Annotated in this window: 1 protein-coding gene (cut by a window edge); it reads right to left on the bottom strand. The window is 73.1% G+C overall.

The annotated features are described in order from the left end of the window. Nucleotides 1–7: 7 nt before the first annotated feature. Nucleotides 8–19,103: the 3' portion of a type I polyketide synthase gene (locus ACWGKJ_RS13245; RefSeq protein WP_453315729.1), read on the bottom strand. It continues 17,192 nt past the right edge of the window; only the last 19,096 of its 36,288 coding nucleotides appear in the window; its start codon lies off the right edge, out of view; its stop codon occupies nt 8–10.

Here is a 19,103-nt window from a genome sequence, read left to right as displayed (position 1 = left end):
CGCACCGTCACTCCGTCTCGCCCTCCAGGGCCAGGCGGATCAGGCTGTCGGCGTCCAGGGCGTCGATGTCTCCGCCCTGGTCTTCCTCACCACTCAGCAGGGCGTCGTCGCGGACACCGGCGAGCCGCATCAGCGCATCCATCAGCCCGGCCTCACGGAACCTGGAGAGCGGAACGCTCGCGAGTGCCTCCCGCAGTTTCTCCTCCGCAGGGTCCTGCGCGCCCTGTTCAACAAGCCCGGGAAGCAGCTCGTCGAGCAGGAAGGCAGCCAGTTCCAGGGTGTTGGGGTAGTCGAAGACCAGGGTGGCCGGCAGCCGCTTCCCGGTTGCCGTGCTGAGCCGGTTGCGCAGTTCGACGGCGGTCAGCGAGTCGAAGCCGATGTCGGTGAAGGCCCGGCCCGGCTCGATCGCCTCCCCGGAGCCGTGTCCCAGGACGGCCGCCACATGGGTGCGGACCAGGTCGGTCAGCAGCCGTGTCCGCTCCGCTTCCGGCAGTCCGGCCAGCTGCTGGTGCAGCGAGTCGGCGCCCGCGCCGCCGGCCCCGGCGGCGCTGCGCCGCCCGGACCCGGCCGAGACCAGTGCCCGGAACAGCGGCGGAACCTCCGCGCTGCCCGCGCTCTGTGCCCGCAGTCCGGCCAGGTCGAGCTTGGCCGGCATCAGCAGCGCCTCGTCCCTGGCCAGGGCCAGGTCCAGCAGCGCGAGTCCTTCGTCCGCGTTCAGTGCCGCGAAGCCGCCGCGGTTGATGCGGGCGCGCTCCGACTCGCTGAGCCTTCCGGTCAGGGCGCTGGCCTCGGCCCACATGCCCCAGGCCAGCGAGGTGCCGGGCAGCCCGGCCGCCCTGCGTTCGGCGGCCAGTGCGTCCAGGAAGGCGTTGGCCGCCACGTAGTTGCCCTGGCCCGGGCTGGAGAAGGTGGCCGCGGCGGAGGAGAAGAGTACGAAGTGGTCGAGGTCCAGCCCACGGGTGAGTTCATGCAGGTTCCAGGCACCGTCCGCCTTCGGCCGCAGCACCCCCGCGATCCGCTCAGGGGTCAACGAGGCCACCGTGCCGTCGTCCAGCACACCCGCCGTGTGCACCACGGTCCGCAACGGGCGCTCCTGGGGCACCCCGGCCACCACAGCGGCCAGGTCCTCACGCTCCGCCGCATCACACGCCACCACATCCACCGACGCACCCGACTCCGCCAGCTCGGCGGCCAGTGCCGCCGCCCCGACCGCACCAGGACCCGAACGACTGGTCAGAACCAGCCCGTCCGCCCGCCCCGTCGCCGCCAGATGCCGCGCCACCAGACCACCCAAGGTTCCGGTACCACCGGTGATCAGGGCGGTACGGGTGCTGTGCGCGGTGGCCGGACGGGCCTCGGCGAGGTGGGCGGGGAAGGTCAGGACGATCTTGCCGGTGTGCCGGGCGTGCTGCATGAAGCGGAACGCGTCCCGCGCCTGCCGGACGCCCCAGGCCCGCAGCGGAAGACGCTCCAGCTCCCCGGCGGCGAGCAGTTCCACGACCTTCCCGAGCATCGTGCCCAGCGCTGCGGGACCCGCCTCCGAGAGTTCGAACGGCCGGTAGTGGACGCCCGGGTGTTGCCCCGCGACGACTTCCGCGTCACGGACATCCGTACGGCCCATCTCCACGAACGCCCCACCACGCGGCAACAACCGCAACGACGCATCAGTGAACTCACCCGCCAGCGAATTCACCACCACGTCCATACCGGCACCACCCGTGGCAGCCAGGAACTCCGCCTCGAAACCCACCCCACGCGACGACGACACATGCGCCTCATCCAGGCCCATCCCCGCCAGCACCGACCACTTGCCCGGACTCGCCGTCGCAAAGACCTCCAACCCCAGATACCGGGCAATCCGCACCGCCGCCATACCCACACCACCAGCACCGGCATGCACCAACACCCGCTGACCCGACTTCGCACCCGCCAACTCCACCAACGCATACCAGGCCGTCATGAAGGCGCTGGGGACGGAGGCGGCCTCCGCGAACGACCAGCCGTCCGGGATCCGTACCAGCTGGCGGGCATCCGTGACCGCCGACGGGCCGAACCCGCCCTCGGCCAGGCCCATCACCCGGTCGCCCGGCTTCAGTCGACCCGTCTCAGGTCCGGCTTCGAGCACCGTCCCGGCGATCTCGCCGCCGAGCACTCCGCCGCCGGGGTACATACCCAGCGCGATCAGCACATCACGGAAGTTCAGCCCCGCGGCACCGACCGCCACCCGCACCTGACCCGCCGACAACGGGCCATCCACCCCAGGAACCGGCACCAACGCCAGCCCCTCCAGCGAACCACCCGCATCCGGCTCCAGCCGCCACACACCCTCAGGAACCACCAACGCACCCGAAGACCGCGTCAACCGCCGCCCGTACAACACACCGCCCCGGACAGCGAGTTCGCTCTCGTCGCCACCCAGCGCACCCGGCAGCAGCGTGGCGTACTCACCGTCCTCGCGCACCGGCAGGTCGACGAGGACCAGCCGGTCCGGGTTCTCCGACTGCGCCGAGCGCACCAGCCCGGCGAGAGCGGCGGCCGGCAGATCGGCCACCCCCTCACCGGCCGACACCGCCACACCACCACGGGTGAGCACCACCAGGCGGGCCTTGTCGAGGCGCTGTTCGGCCAGCCATTCCTGCACCAGACCGAGGGTCTCCCCGGTGGCCCGGGCAGCGGCCCGAGCCGGGTCGTCGTCCCGGCCGTCGTCACCGGCACAGACCAGGACCACGGCGGGGGCGATCTCGCCGATCTCCGTGGCAGCGGCCAGTTCCGTCAGCCCCGGGAAGCAACGAACCAGTGTGCCGGCCCCTTCCAGGGGCTCGGCGACGCCGAAGCGGTCCGTACCGACCAGCGCCCATTCCCCGGCGATGGCCTCCCCGCCGGTGGTGGGGGCCCACTCGACGCCGAACAGCGAGTCCGCCATTCCCGCGTCTGCGGAGCGGAGTTGGCCGGTCGCCACCGGGCGGGTGATCAGCGACGCCACCGAGAGCACCGGCTGCCCCGCCGCGTCCGCGGCCGTCACGGCCAGCGCGCCCTGCGCGTCGCGGCGCAGCCGGGCGCGGAGCACCGACGCACCGCTCGCGTGCAGCTCGACCCCCGTCCATGCGAACGGAAGCCGCACCTCGCCCGGTTCGTTCCGGTCGCCGCCGCTCACCAGGACGCTGGCGTGCAGCGCCCCGTCCAGGAGGGCCGGGTGCAGGCCGAAGGCCGCGGCGTCCTCCGCCACCTCATCGGGCAGGGCCACCTCGGCGAAGACATCCTCGCCACGGCGCCACGCCGCCCGCAGGCCACGGAAGGCCGGGCCGTACCCGTACGAGCCTTCGCTCGCGGCCTCGTACAGGCCCGAGACGTCCACCTCTGTGGCGTCCCTCGGCGGCCACACCGCGAAGTCCGCCTCGGCCACCGCGGCCCCCTCGGCAGGGGCGAGCACACCGCCGGCGTGCTGCGTCCACACCTGCGGCCCGTCGGCCGAGTCCGGGCGGGAGAAGACATCGACCGTCCGGCGGCCTTCGGCGTCCGCCTCGGCGAGGACGACCTGCACCTGCACCCCGCCGTCGGTGGGCAGCACCAGCGGTGCCTGGAGCGTCAGTTCTTCCAACAGTCCGCAGCCGGCCTGGTCACCGGCGCGTACGGCCAGTTCCACGAAGCCGGTCCCCGGCAGCAGCACCGCACCGCCGACGGCGTGGTCCGCCAGCCAGGGATGTGTCCGCACCGACAGGCGCCCGGTGCACACCAGCCCTGCTCCACCGGCCAGTTCGAGCGCGGCACCCAGCAGCGGATGGCCCACGGCGCCCAGGCCCAGCGCAGCGGGGTCTCCGCCGAAGGCGGTACCGGCCTGCTTCGGCCAGTAGCGCTCGTGCTGGAAGGCGTACGTCGGCAACTCGACCCGCTCACCAGCGGGCAGTACCGCGCGCCAGTCGACCGGCGCCCCATGGACGTACGCCTCGGCCAGCGAGGTCAGCAGCCGCCCTGCACCGTCCTCGTCGCGCCGCAGCGTCCCGCAGACGGCGGCGGATACGGCACTCGCACCGGTCTCCTGCGCCGCTTCCTCAAGGGTGTCGTTCATCGCGCCCAGCAGGACCGGGTGCGGGGTGACCTCGATGAAGAGCTGGTGGCCACGGCCCGCCAGGGTCCGCACCGCACGGTCGAAGTGGACCGTGGCACGGAGGCTGCGGAACCAGTATCCGGCGTCCAGTTCCTCACCGGTCAGGGTCTCGCCGGTCATCGCGGAGACCATCGGCACCCTGCCCCGGCGCGGAGCCACCTCGGCCAGAACGGAGATGATCTCCTTCTCCAGCCGGTCCACCTGAGCGGAGTGCGAGGCGTAGTCCACCGCCACCATCCGCGCCCTGGCACCCTCAGCCTCGAACTCCGCCTTCAACTCCTCAAGCGCGTCCGGCTCACCCGAAACCACCGTCGCCGAAGGCCCGTTGACCGCCGCCAGCGACGCACGCTCACCGAAACGGGTAAGACGCTCCTCGACCTCAGAAGCCGGACGGCTGACCGAGAGCATCCCGCCCGCACCAGCAAGCACCTTCAGCGACTTCGAACGCAGCGCCACCACCCGCGCACCGTCCTCAAGGGACAACATCCCCGCAACCGTCGCCGCAGCAATCTCCCCCTGCGAATGACCCACCACAGCCTCGGGAGCGACACCGGCCGCCTCCCACACCGCAGCCAACGACACCATCACCGCCCAGAGCGCAGGCTGCACCACATCAGCAGCCTCCAACGCAGGCGCACCATCCGCACCCGCAAGGACATCGGCCAGCGACCAGTCCGTGTACGAGGACAGCGCCGCCGCACACTCGGCGAGCCGCGCCGCGAACACCGGCGAAACCTCCGCCAGCTCACGTCCCATACCGACCCACTGGGAACCCTGACCCGCGAACGCGAACACCGGGCGGGTGTCCTGGCGGGCCACTGCCGAGAGCACCGCGCCGTCCGGTACACCGGCCGCCAGGCTCCGCAGGCCCGACACCAGCGCGGTGCGGTCACCGCCCACCACCACGGCGCGGTGCTCGAACGCGGACCGGGCCGTCGCCAACGACCAGGCTGTATCCGCCGGTTCCAGCTCCGGACGTGCGGCCAGCCATTCCTGGAGCCGCTCCGCCTGCGCCGCCAGGCCCGCGGCCGACCGGCCCGATACCGGCCAGACGTGGGCGGCGCCGGGTACGACGACCGTGCCTTCGGTGGTGATGCCGGTCTGCCCGTCGTCATCGGGGGCGGCGGTACCGGTGAGTGCCGGAGCCTCCTCCAGGATGACGTGCGCGTTGGTGCCGCTCAGACCGAACGAGGAAACACCGGCCCTGCGCACCCTGGCTCCGCTGGTCCACGGCACGGGTTCGGCCACCAGCTCCACCGCGCCCGTGGACCAGTCCACGTGGCTGGACGGCTCGTCCACGTGCAGGGTGCGCGGCAGCTGCTCGTGCTGCAGGGCCAGCACCATCTTGATGATCCCCGCGACACCCGCTGCGGCCTGGGTGTGGCCGATGTTGGACTTCACCGAGCCCAGCCACAGCGGCCGGTCGTCGGGGCGGTCCTGGCCGTAGGTGGCCAGCAGCGCCTGCGCCTCGATCGGGTCACCCAGCCTGGTGCCGGTGCCGTGCGCCTCCACCACGTCCACATCGGCGGGCGTCAGCCGGGCATTGGCCAGCGCGGCCCGGATCACCCGCTGCTGCGAGGGGCCGTTGGGCGCGGTCAGACCGTTGGACGCACCGTCCTGGTTGGTGGCGCTGCCGCGCAGCAGTGCCAGGACCTGGTGCCCGTTGCGCCGGGCGTCCGAGAGCCGCTCGACGACGAGCATGCCGGCGCCCTCGGAGAAGCCCATGCCGTCCGCCTCATCGGAGAACGCCTTGCAGCGGCCGTCCATCGCGAGGCCGCTCTGCTCGCTGAAGCCGATGAAGCCGTCCGGGGTCACCATGATCGTGATACCGCCTGCGAGCGCCATCGTGCACTCTCCGGAGCGCAGCGCCTGCGCCGCCATGTGCAGTGCGACCAAGGAGGACGAGCAGGCCGTATCGACCGTGACGGCGGGACCTTCGAGGCCGAAGGCGTACGACACGCGGCCGGACAGCACGCTGGTCGCGTTGCCGGTGATGAGGTGGGCCGCGCCCTCGAAGTCACCGTCGCGGCCGTAGCCGGACGCGTAGCCGCCGACGAACATGCCGGTGGCGGTACCGCGGAGCGACGCGGGGTCGATGCCCGACCGCTCCAGGGCCTCCCAGGAGGTCTCCAGGAGCAGCCGCTGCTGCGGGTCCATGGCAAGGGCCTCACGCGGGCTGATCCCGAAGAACCCGGCGTCGAAGCCGCTGACGTCCTGGACGAAACCGCCGACCGCGCCGTCCGGGGAGCCCTCGGGCGCAACCAGGTCCCAGCCTCGGTCGTCCGGGAAGCCGGATATGGCGTCGCCGCCCGTGGAGAGCAGGTTCCACAGGTCGTCGGGGCCGGCCACACCGCCGGGGTAGTGGCAGGCCATGCCGACGATCGCGATCGGCTCGTCGGCCGCGATGGTCGCGGGTACCGCGGCCGGCGCCCCGGTGTCCTCGGGCACAGTGCCCAGGAGTTCTCCCACCAGGTAGCCGGTCAGGGCCGTCGGCGTGGGGTAGTCGAACAGCAGGGTCGCGGGCAGCCGCAGCTGCGTCGCGGCGCTGAGGTCGTTGCGCAGCTCCACGGAGGTCAGCGAGTCGAAGCCGAGTTCGCTGAAGGCGCTGCCTGCCTGGACCTCATCGGGCGAGGTGTGGCCGAGCACCCGGGCGGCCTTGTCCTGCACCAGCTCGGTCAGTGCCCGTCGCTGCTCGGCCCGGGTCAGGCCGGCCAGCCGGTCCGCCAGCTCCCGTTCGGCGGGTGCCGCCGGGACATCGGCCAGCAGCGCGGCGAGCCGGCGTACCTCCGGCAGGTCGCGCATCAGGGCCGCCTGCACCAGATCCGCCGACGACTGCGGCTCCGCGAGGATGGCCGTCCAGTCGATGTTCATCACCGTCAGTGCGGTGTCGCCGCCGTCCAGCGCCTCGCCCAGTGCCCGCACCGCGAGGTCCGGGTCCATCACCTCTTCCCACTGGTTGCGGGCCAGCCGCTGCCGCGCCGCATCGGAGCTCTGCGCCACACCGGCCGCCCACGGACCCCAGGCCACGGCGAGTGCGGGCAGGCCGCGACTGCGCCGGTTCTGGGCCACGGCGTCCAGATAGGCGTTGGCCGCACCGTAGTTGGCCTGGCCCGGGGCGCCCGTGGTGGCCACCACGGAGGAGAACAGCACGAAGGCGTCCAGGTCCAGATCGGCGGTGAGCGCGTCCAGGTGGGCGGCGCCCGCGGCCTTGGCGGCGAGCGCCGTCTCAAGTCGGTCGGGGGAGAGAGCGTCGATCACGCCGTCGTCCAGTACCGCGGCGGTGTGCACCACGGTGGAGAGTGCGGGGCCGTCGGCCGCGATCCGGCCGAGCAGGCCGGCCAGTTCGGTACGGTCGGCCGCGTCGCAGGCCAGGACATCCACGGGGACGCCCAAGGCGGCCAGTTCGGCTGCCTGTGCCGCGATGCCCGCGGCGCCGGGTCCTGACCGGCTGGTGAGCACGAGGCGGCCCGCGCCGCGTCCGGCCAGCCAGCGTGCCACGTGGCCGCCGAGTGCGCCGGTGCCTCCGGTGACCAGTGCGGTTCCGTTCGACGGCTGCCAGGTCCCGCCCGCCGGGGGCCGCGGGGCGTGGGCCAGCCTGCGGCCCACCGTCCCGGCCTGCCGGATCGCCACCTGGTTCTCGTCGGAGCCCGCCAGCACGGCGGCCAGCTGCGCACCGGTGCGCTCGTCCAGCGTGGTGGGCAGGTCGACCAGTCCGCCCCAGCGGTCCGGGTGCTCCAGGGCGACAATCCGGCCGAAGCCCCAGATCTGTGCCTGCAGCGGGCCGGTCAGCACCTCGCCGGGGCCGGTCGCGACGGCGCCGCGGGTGGCCGGCCAGAGGGGTGCCTCGATCCCGGCGTCACCCAGCGCCTGCACCAGGCCCAGCGTGCCGGCCAGGCCGGCGGTCACCGCCGGACGTCCTGGCAGCGGCGTCTCGTCCAGGCCGAGCAGCGACAGCACTCCGGACACCGGCCCGGCGCCCCGCACGGCCCGGCCGACGAGTTCGGCGAGCACGTCACGCCGCACGGCCCCCTCCGGGACCTCGACGAGTACGGTCTCGGCGCCGCGGGCGGACAGGGCCGCCGCGCACCACGCCACCGGCTCGTCGTCGGCCGCGGCGGCGGGGACGACGAGCAGCCACCGGCCGGAAAGGCGCGCCGGAGCGGTCTCGGTGACCGGCGCCCAGGTCACCCGGTAGCGCCAGGCCGCTGTCTCCGACCGCTCCCGTTCCCGGAGCCGCCAGGACGTCAGGGCCGGCAGTACGTCGTTGAGCTGACGCTCGTCCGTGAGGGACAGCGTCCGGGCGATCCCGGCCAGGTCGCCGCCCTCGACGGCCGCCCAGAACAGGGCCTCGGACTCCGAGGACGCACCGTCGCCGCCTGCGGCCGGAACGGCCCCGGTGTTCGCCGCCTCCAGCCAGTAGCGGCGGTGCTGGAACGCGTAGGTGGGCAGCTCGACGGAGGCACCGGCCGGAAGGACACGTCCCCAGTCGACCGGCAGTCCGCCGGTGTGGGCGTGCCCGAGTGCCGTGAGGAGCCGCGCCGTTCCGGCGTTCTCCCGCTCCAGTGTCCCCACCGTCAGTACGTCCGCGATGTCCGCGTCCTCCGCGGTCTCCGTGACCGCCGCGGTCAGCACCGGATGCGGCGAGACCTCGACGAACGCCCCGTAACCGGCGTCCAGCAGGCTCCGTACGGCCTCCTCGAACCTCACCGTGCGGCGCAGGTTGGCGAACCAGTAGGCCGCGTCCACCTCTTCGCCGGTGAGCCACGCTCCGGTCACCGTGGAGACCATCGGCACCCGGCCGGTGCGCGGGGCGATCCCGGAGAGCGCGCTCTCCAGCTGCCCGGCCAGCGGTTCCACCGCCGGGGAGTGCGCCACGAAGTCGGTCGCCGGGATGCGCCAGCGCATCACCCTGCGGGCGGCCAGCTCCCGTTCGAACTCGGCCAGTGCCTCCGGCTCACCGGAGACCACGACGGCGGCGGGGCCGTTCACCGCGGCCACCGAGAGGCGGCCGTCCCAGCCGTCCACCAGCTCCCGCACCGGACCCTCCGGCATCACCACCGACACCATCGAGCCGGCCACCGAGAGCCCCGACAGCGCCCGGGACCGGACCGCCACCACACAGGCCGCATCCTCCAACGACAGCATCCCGGCCACCGTCGCCGCGGCGATCTCACCCTGCGAGTGACCCACCACCGCATCGGGAGTGATACCCGCGGCCTCCCAGATCGCGGCCAGCGAGACCATCACGGCCCACAGCGCGGGCTGGGCGACTTCGGCCGCCTCCAGCTCGGGAGCATCCTCCGCACCCGCCAGGACACCGCCCAGCGACCAGTCCACGTACGGGGCGAGTGCCGCCTCGCACTCCGCGATACGGGCGGCGAACAGCGGCGAGGAGTACAGCAGTTCCCGCCCCATGCCGACCCACTGGGTGCCCTGTCCCGCGAAGACGAACGCCGTCCGGCCCGCCGGACGGGCGAGGCCGGTCACCACCGATGCCGACCTCGTGCCTGCGGCCAGGCACCGCACCCCGTCGACCAGCTCTTCCCGGTCACCGCCGACCACCACGGCACGGTGCTCGAAGACCGAGCGGGTCGCGGCGAGTGACCAGGCCACGTCCGCGGGCTTCACCTCCGGCCGTGCGGCGGCCCATGCGTGCAGCCGGTCCGCCTGAGCGACGAGCCCGTCGGCCGAACGGCCGGACACCAGCCAGGCACTTGCCTCACCGTCGGCCAGGAGCGCGGGCCCGGCGTCCACCGGTGCGGGTGCGACGGGAGCGTCGGCCTCGTCGGGGACGGCGGCCGGGGCCTCCTCCAGGATGATGTGCACATTGGTGCCGCTCATCCCGAACGCGGAGACGCCCGCGCGGCGGACCCGCTCACCGCTGGGCCACGGCACCGGCTCGGCCACCAGCTCCACCGCGCCGTCGGACCAGTCGACATGGGGGGTCGGCTCGTCGATGTGCAGCGTGCGCGGCATCCGCTCGTGCTGGAGGGAGAGCACCGTCTTGATGACGCCGGCGACGCCCGCGGCGGCCTGGGCGTGGCCGATGTTGGACTTCACCGAGCCGAGCCACAGCGGCCGGTCACCGGGACGGTCCTGGCCGTAGGTGGCCAGCAGCGCCTGCGCCTCGATCGGGTCGCCCAGTTTGGTCGCCGATCCGTGTGCCTCCACCACGTCCACGTCGGACGCCGATACACCGGCGTTGGCGAGTGCCGCGCGGATCACCCGCTGCTGGGATGGACCGTTGGGGGCGGTCAGGCCGTTGGACGCACCGTCTTGGTTGATCGCCGAACCACGCACCACGGCCAGGACCTTGTGCCCGTTGCGCCGCGCGTCGGAAAGCCGCTCCACGACCAGCATGCCCGCGCCCTCGGCGAAGCCGGAGCCGTCGGCCGATGCGGCGAAGGAACGGCAGCGGCCGTCCAGCGACACTCCGCCCGCCGTGGCGAAGGCGACGAACACATCCGGTGTGGCGCTGACCGTCACGCCGCCCGCGAGGGCGAGCGAGCACTCCCCCGCGCGGAGCGCCTGGGAGGCCATGTGCAGCGCGACGAGGGAGGAGGAGCACGCGGTGTCCACCGTCACCGCGGGGCCTTCGAGTCCGAAGGTGTAGGAGAGCCGGCCGGACAGCACGCTGGTCGCGTTGCCGGTCGCCAGGTGCCCCTCGGCGACCCCGGTGCCCTCCAGCGGTACGTCGGTCGCGTACCGCGATGCGTAGCCGCCGACGAAGGCGCCGGTCTGGCTGCCGCGCAGCGTGGCCGGGTCGATCCCGGACCGCTCGAACGCCTCCCAGGAGGTTTCGAGGAGCAGCCGCTGCTGCGGGTCCATCGCCAGCGCCTCACGCGGGCTGATCCCGAAGAACCCGGCGTCGAAGGAGGCCGCGTCCTGCACGAACCCGCCGACCTGCTCATACGTCTTCCCGGTGCGCTCCGCCTCGGGGCCCTGGAGCATCTCCAGGTCCCAGCCGCGGTCCCGGGGGAAGGGGCCGATCGCGTCCACCCCCGAGTCCAGCAGCTGCCACAGCTCGTCCGGGCCGGCGGCGCCGCCCGGGAAGCGGCAGGCCATACCGACGATGGCGATCGGCTCGTCCGCCACCGGCACCGTTGTCGTCGCCGCGGCGGGGGCCGCGACGACGGGCAGGTCTCCGGCCAGTTCCGCGCGCAGCATCGCGGCGAGCGCGGCCGGGGTGGGATGGTCGAACACCAGCGTCGCCGGCAGCCGCAGTCCGGTCTCCGCCTTCAGCCGGTTACGCAGTTCTACCGCGATCAGCGAGTCGAAGCCGACGTCGGTGAAGGCCCGGTCGGCGTCGATGGCGGCAGCCGACGCGTGCCCCAGGACGGCGGCGGAGTGGGAGAGCACCAGTTCCAGCACGAGCCGGTCGCGCTCGGCGCCGGAGACCGATGCCAGCTTCTGGCGCAGCGCCTCGCCCGCCTCGGCGCCGGTGCCCGCGGCGGTGGCCGACGCGGCGGTACGGCGGACGGACACACCTGCCAGCGCCCGCCACAGCGGCGGTACCTCCGCACCGGACACGGTCTGCGCGCGCAGCGCGGCCGCGTCCAGCCTGGCGGGGGTCAGCACCGCTTCGTCCCTGGTCAGCGCGGCGTCCAGGACGACAAGTCCCTCTTCGGCCGAGAGCGGCACGAAGGACCGGTCGATCCGGGAGAGCGAGGTGGCGTCCAGGTTGCGGCCGATGCCGGCCTCGTGCGCCCACGGCCCCAGCTGCAGTGACGTACCCGCGAGGCCGGCAGCCGCGCGGTGTGCGGCCACGGCGTCGAGGAAGGAGTTGGCTGCCACGTAACTGCCCTGGCCGGGCGCGCCGAACGTGGCCGCCGCGGACGAGAACATCACGAACCGGTCCAGGTCCAGATGTGCCGTCAGCTCATGCAGGTGCCAGGCCGCGTCGACCTTCGGCCGCAGCACCGCGGACAGCCGTTCCGGCGTCAGCGAGGTGACCAGGCCGTCGTCGACGACGCCTGCCGCGTGCACCACGGAGCCCAGCGGGTTCTCGTCCGGTATCCGCTCCAGCACGGTGGCCAGCGCCTCGCGTTCGGCCGCGTCGCAGGCGGTCACCCGGACCCACACGCCCAGCTCCGCCAGTTCGGCGGCCAGCGCGGCCGCCCCGGCGGCAGCCGGGCCGGAACGGCTGGTCAGCACCACGCCACCGGCCCTTCCGGTGGCCACCAGGTGCCGGGCCACCAGCCCGCCCAGGGTTCCGGTGCCGCCGGTCACCAGGAGCGCGCGGGCGCCGGGATCGGCCTGCGGCCCCGACGGCCACTCGACCGGCCTCAGTTCACCTGCGGGACGGGTCAGGCGCCTGCCGTAGCGGGCCTGTCCGCGGATCGCCACCTCGGGCTCACCGTTGCCCAACGCCGCAGGCAGCAGGGCCACTTCCGTATTGTCAAGGGCGAAGGTGTCGTCGGTGGCGGGAAGGTCGGCCAGCAGCAGCCGGCCCGGGTTCTCCGCCTGCGCCGAGCGCAGCAGGCCGCGCACGGCCGCTCCGGCCAGGTCCGTCACCGGCTCGCCGGGGACCACGTCCACCGCGCCCCGCGTGACAAGTACCAACTGGGTCTCTTCCAGCCGTGGTTCGGCCAGCCAGTTCTGTACGAACCGGAGAGCCGCGCCGCCCGCCCGACGTACCGCGCCGGGGAACTCCTCCCCGGAGGGAACGGTCACGGGAAGGCCGGCGCCGGACATGTCGTCCTCGTTGCCGGAGTCCTCGGCTCCCGCACCGGACAGCGCGTCGGCGCAGACCAGAACGGTCCGCGGGTCGGCCGTGCCCGCCTCGACGGCTGCGGCCAGCTCGCCGAGGTCGGCGAAGGGACGCAGCCGCACACCGGCGGTGCCGAGGCCCTCGGCCAGTCCGTAACCGTCGGCCCCGAGCAGCACCCAGTCGCCGGACGGTACGTCGCCTCCGGGCACCTCGGTCCACTGCGGTACGAACAGCGAGTCGCTCAGCTCGTTCTGTACGGAGCGGAGCTGGTCCACGGGTACCGGACGTCGCACGAGCGATTCGACCGATACCACCGGGGCTCCGGTGGTGTCGGCGGCCGCCAGCGAGAGCGTGCCCTGCGCGTCCTGCCGCAGCCGTACCCGCAGCGCCGAAGCGCCGGCGGCGTGCAGCTCCACGCCGGTCCACGCGAACGGCATCGTGACCTGCCCGGACTCGTCCGCGGCGGACGAGTCCGCCAGGACCGAGGCGTGCAGCGCCGCGTCCAGCAGCGCCGGGTGCAGGCCGAACGCACCCGCTTCCTGCGCCGCCTCGTCGGGCAGCGCCACCTCGGCGAACACGTCCGCGCCGCGCCGCCAGGCCGCCCGCAGCCCGTGGAAGGCGGGACCGTAGACCTCCGCCAAACGCACCGGGTAGACGTCCGTGACGTCCACCGGCGTCGCGTCCTGTGGCGGCCACGTGGCGAAGTCCGTGTCGGCCGTCCCGGTTGCCGCGGCGGCGGCGAGCACACCGCTGGCGTGCAGCGTCCACGCCTGCTGAGCAGCCGCCTCCTCCGGGCGGGAGAACACCTCCACCCCGTGGTGCCCGGCACTCTCCGGCGCGGCCACCACGACCTGGAGCTGGATCCCGCCGCCGTCGGCGGGCAGCACCATCGGGGCGTGCAGCGTCAGTTCCTCCAGGAACCCGCAGCCGACCTGGTCGCCGGCGCGTACGGCCAGCTCGACGAAGCCGGTGCCCGGCAGCAGTACGACACCACCGACGGCGTGGTCCGCCAGCCAGGCGTGGGTGTGCAGGGACAGCCTGCCCATGCACACCACCCCGGTGCCACCGGCGAGTTCGACGGCCGCTCCGAGCAGCGGGTGGCCCACGGCACCCAGACCCAGCGACAGCGCGTCACCACCGCCCGACCGGGGCCCCAGTTCGCCCAGCATGCCCTTCGGCCAGAACCGCTCGTGCTGGAAGGCGTACGTGGGCAGGCCGACACGTCGCCCGGCCGGGAGCACCGACTCCCAGTCGATCTCCGTACCGTTGGCGAAGGCTTCGGCCAGCGAGGTGAGCAGGCGTGCCGCACCACCGTCGTCGCGGCGCAGCGTCCCGCACAGGGAAGCGGGCACAGCACCAGGACCGGCCTGCTCCGCGACTTCCTCCAGGGACTCCGTCATCGCACTCAGCAGCACCGGATGCGGAGAGACCTCGACGAAGATCCGCTGCCCCTCACCCGCCAGAACCCGCACCGCACGGTCGAAATGCACCGTCGCCCGCAGGCTCCGGAACCAGTACCCGGCGTCCAACTCCTCACCGGTCAGGGTCTCGCCGGTCATCGCGGAGACCATCGGGACACGACCCCGACGCGGAGTCACCTCGGCCAGAGCCGTGGTGATCTCCTCCTCCAGCCGGTCCACCTGCACCGAATGCGAGGCATAGTCCACCGCCACCATCCGCGCCCTGGCACCCTCGGCCTCGAACTCCGCCTTCAGCTCCTCCAGAGCGTCCGGCTCACCCGAAACCACCGTCACCGAAGGCCCGTTCACCGCCGCCAGCGACGCACGCTCACCGAAACGGGTAAGACGCTCCTCGACCTCGGAAGCGGGACGGCTGATCGACAGCATCCCGCCCCGGCCCGCCAGCACCTTCAGCGACCGGGAACGCAGGGCGACCACCCGCGCACCGTCCTCAAGGGACAACATCCCCGCAACCGTCGCCGCCGCGATCTCACCCTGCGAATGCCCGACCACAGCCTGAGGGGCGACACCGGCCGCCTCCCACACCGCAGCGAGGGAAACCATCACCGCCCACAGAGCAGGCTGAACCACATCAGCCGCCTCCAGGACCGGAGCACCCTCCGCCCCCGCCAGTACATCGTCCAACGACCAGTCCACGTACGGCGAGAGCGCCGCCGCACACTCGGCAAGCCGGGCCGCGAACACCGGCGAAACCCCCGCCAGCTCACGCCCCATCCCCACCCACTGCGAACCCTGACCCGGGAAGACAAACACCGGACGGGCACCGGAGCGGGCCGCCGCCGAGACCACCGAACCCGAAGGCACACCAGCCGCCAGGCTCTCCAGCCCCGCCACCAACTCCGTACGGTCACCGCCCACCACCACAGCCCGGTGCTCGAACGCCGACCGCGTCGCCGCCAACGACCACGCCACATCAGCCGGCTCCAACGACGGGCGCTGCGCCACCCACTCCCGCAACCGACCCGCCTGCGCCGCCAGCGCCTCCGCGGACCGGCCCGACACCAGCCACGCACCGGTGCCGTCGCGGGACACCACGGCTGCCGCCTGTGCCGCTGGGTCCGCCGCGGCTTCGGCGGGCTCCTCCACGAGGTTCTCGGCGGGCGCCTGCTCCAGGATGACGTGCGCGTTGGTGCCGCTCATACCGAAGGCAGAGACACCTGCCCTGCGTACCCGGCCGTCGGACGGCCAGGGCCTCGCCTCGGTCAGCAGCCGTACTTCGCCCGCCGTCCAGTCCACGTGCGAGGACGGTTCCTCGGCGTGCAGGGTCTGCGGCAGCTGCTCGTGCTGGAGCGCCAGCACCATCTTGATGACCCCGGCGACACCTGCGGCCGCCTGCGTGTGACCGATGTGGGACTTCACCGAGCCCAGCCAGACCGGACGGCCCTCGGGGCGGTCCTGCCCGTACGTGGCGAGCAGCGCCTGCGCCTCGATCGGGTCACCCAGCGTCGTACCCGTCCCGTGCGCCTCCACCACATCCACATCAGCAGCCGACAGACGCGCATTCGCCAGCGCCGCCCTGATCACCCGCTGCTGCGACGGACCGTTCGGCGCCGTCAGACCGTTCGAAGCACCGTCCTGGTTGACGGCCGAACCACGCATCACGGCAAGGACCTGGTGGCCGTTGCGGCGAGCGTCCGAAAGACGCTCGACGACGAGCATGCCCGCACCCTCGGCCCAGCCGGTACCGTCCGCGTCCTCCGAGAACGCCCGGCACCGCCCGTCCATGGACAGCCCCTGCTGCCGCGAAAAGTCGATGAAGGTTCCCGGATGCGTCATCACCGTCGCGCCACCGGCCAGTGCCAACGAGCACTCACCCGAACGCAGCGCCTGGGCCGCCATGTGCAGCGCCACCAGCGACGAGGAGCACGCCGTGTCCACCGTCACCGCCGGGCCCTCAAGACCCAGCGCGTACGAAACACGGCCGGAGAGCACACTGGTCGCGTTCCCGGTCAGTACATGTCCCTCGGAGCCGGATTCGCCCTGGCCCGCCATGGACACACCGATCCCGTAGCCCGAGGCGAAACCGCCGGTGAAGACACCGGTGGCGCTCTCCCGCAGGGTCATGGGGTTGATGCCGGAACGCTCCAGTGCCTCCCAGGAGGTCTCCAGGAGCAGCCGCTGCTGCGGGTCCATCGCCAGCGCCTCACGCGGGCTGATCCCGAAGAACCCCGCATCGAACCCGGCCGCGTCCCGCAGGAACGCGCCCTGCGCCACGTACGAGGTGCCCTCCCGCTCCCCGTCCGGGTCGTACAGGCTTTCCAGGTCCCAGCCGCGGTCGGTGGGGAAGGCACCCACCGCATCGGCGCCGGAGCCCAACAGCTGCCAGAACTCCTCCGGGCTGCCCGCGCCGCCCGGGAAGCGGCAGGCCATACCGACGATCGCCACCGGTTCGTCCGCAGCGGGGGCGGTCGCGATGGCCGCCGGGGCGGCCACGTCCGCCTGCTGCCCGGTCAGCTCGCCGCGCAGGAAGGCGGCCAGCGCCAGCGGCGTCGGGTAGTCGAAGACGAGGGTGCTGGGCAACCGCAGCCCGGTCGCGGTGTTGAGCCGGTTACGCAGCTCGACAGCGGTCAGCGAGTCGAAGCCCAGGTCCTTGAACGCACGCCGGTCCTCCACCGCCGCCGCGGAGGCGTACCTGAGCACGGTCGCCACCTCGGTGCGCACCACCTCTGTGAGCAGACGTTCCTGCTCCGGTCGGCCCAGTCCCGCCAGCCGCCGCGTCAGCTCTCCCTCCGGACGTACCACGGTGGTCGTGAGCTCACCGCCGGCGGCCATCCGGCGCACCTCGGGCAGGTCCCGCATCAACGGGCGCGTCAGTGTTTCCGCAGCAGCCGTACCGGACGTCAGCTGCGTCCAGTCCACGTCCATCACGGTCACCGCGGCGTCCCGGCCCTGCAATGCCTCGCCCAGCGCACGGGCGGCCAGCCGGGGGTCCATCGTCGGCATCGGGCCGCGCTTGACCCGCGCCTCCACCGTGATGCTGGACTCGATCATGCCGCCGCCGGCCCACGCACCCCACGCCACGGTCAGCCCGGCCAGCCCGCGGGCCTGCCGGTTCTCGGCCAGGGCGTCCAAGTAGGCGTTGGCCGCCGCGTAGTTGCCCTGTCCCGGGGCGCCCAGTGTGGACGCGATCGAGGAGAACAGTACGAAGGCGTCCAGGTCACGATCCGCGGTCAGCTCGTCGAGCAGTGCGGCGCCCCGGGCCTTCACCCGCAGCACCGTCTCCAGGCGGGAGGCGTCCAGGCGGTCCAGCACTCCGTCGTCCAGCACCGCGGCCGTGTGGAGTACCGCGGACAGCGCCGGGCCTGTCCTGTCGATCCATTCCAGCAGGGTCGACAGCGGCTCCCGCCGACCGGCGTCACAGGACACGATCTCCACCGTGGAGCCCGCCTGCGCCAACTCGGCGGCCAGCGCGGTGGCCCCCTTGGCCGAGGGGCCCGAACGGCTCGTGAGCACCAGGCGTTCGGCACCACGGCCGGCCATCCAGCGCGCCACATGACCGGCGATCGCCCCCGTACCGCCGGTGATCAGCGCGCTGCCGCGCGGCGCCCACTCCGAGTCGGTACGCACCTGCGAGGCACGCTCCAGGCGCCGACCCAGCACTCCGGCCGAGCGGATGGCCACCTCGTTCTCGTCACACCCCGCCAGTACGGCGACCAACCGGGCACCCGCCCGCTCCGACAACTCCCCGGGCAGATCAACCAACCCACCCCAACGCTCCGGATGCTCCATACCAACAACCCGGCCCAGACCCCACACCTGCGCCTGAACCGGACGCTCCAACACCTCACCCGGACCCGCACTCACCGCACCACAGGACGCCACCCACAACGGCGCCCCGACCCCGGCATCCCCAAGCCCCTGCACCAGACCCAGCGTCCCGGCCAGACCACCCGCCACCGCCGGATACCCCGACACCGGCACCTCGTCCAGCGCCAACAACGACAGCACACCCGACACACCAGAGACATCCGCCACCGCCTCGCCCAGCAGCGCAGCGACACCCGCCCGGTCCACCGCCCCGGACCCGACCTCGACCACCACGACCTCAGCACCACGCGCCTCAAGCGCCGCCACACACCACTGCCGCACCTCGTCCCCAGCACCAGCCACAACCACCACCAGCCACGCACCCGAAAGGACGGGCGAGTCGGGCTCCGCAACATCCGCCCAGGAGGTGCGGTAACGCCAGTTCGCGGTCAGCGAGCGGTCCAGTTCACGGCGCCGCCAGAAAGCCAGCGCCGGCAGCACGTCCCGGAGCTGGGCCTCGTCTCCGATGGCCAGGGTGTCAGCGATCTGCGCCAGGTCGCCATCCTCGACGGCCGCCCAGAACTGCACCTCCGCCGCCGTGCTCGCACCGTCCCCGCCCACGGCCGTCGGGGGCCCGAGCCGGAGAATGCCCTCGGGCCAGTACCGCTGGTGGCGGAAGGCGTACGTCGGCAGCGCCACCTGATCCGCGGCGGGCAGCACCCTCTCCCAGTCCACCGGAGCGCCGTTGACGAACGCCCGCGCCAGACCGGTCAGCAGGCTCGCGACGCCCTCATCGGTGCGGCGCTGCAGCGGGACGAAGGCCGGCTCCACGCTCTGCACCTCAGCAACGGCGTCCGGACCGAGCGAGGACAGCGACCCGTCCGGGCCCACCTCCACGAAGACGGACACACCTTCCCGGGCCAGCGCGGCCACCGCATCCGCGAACCGCACCGCCTGCCGCGTCTGCGCGGGCCAGTACCCCGCATCCGGCTCCGACACCAGCTCACCTGTGAGGGCGCCCGCCCACATCACCTCGGGACGGCGGTACTCCACCTGCCCC

It is taken from the genome of Streptomyces sp. NPDC054757 (assembly GCF_053612185.1).
The sequence above is the reverse complement of the archived record's forward strand: the minus strand, read 5'-3'. Positions and strand labels throughout refer to the sequence as shown.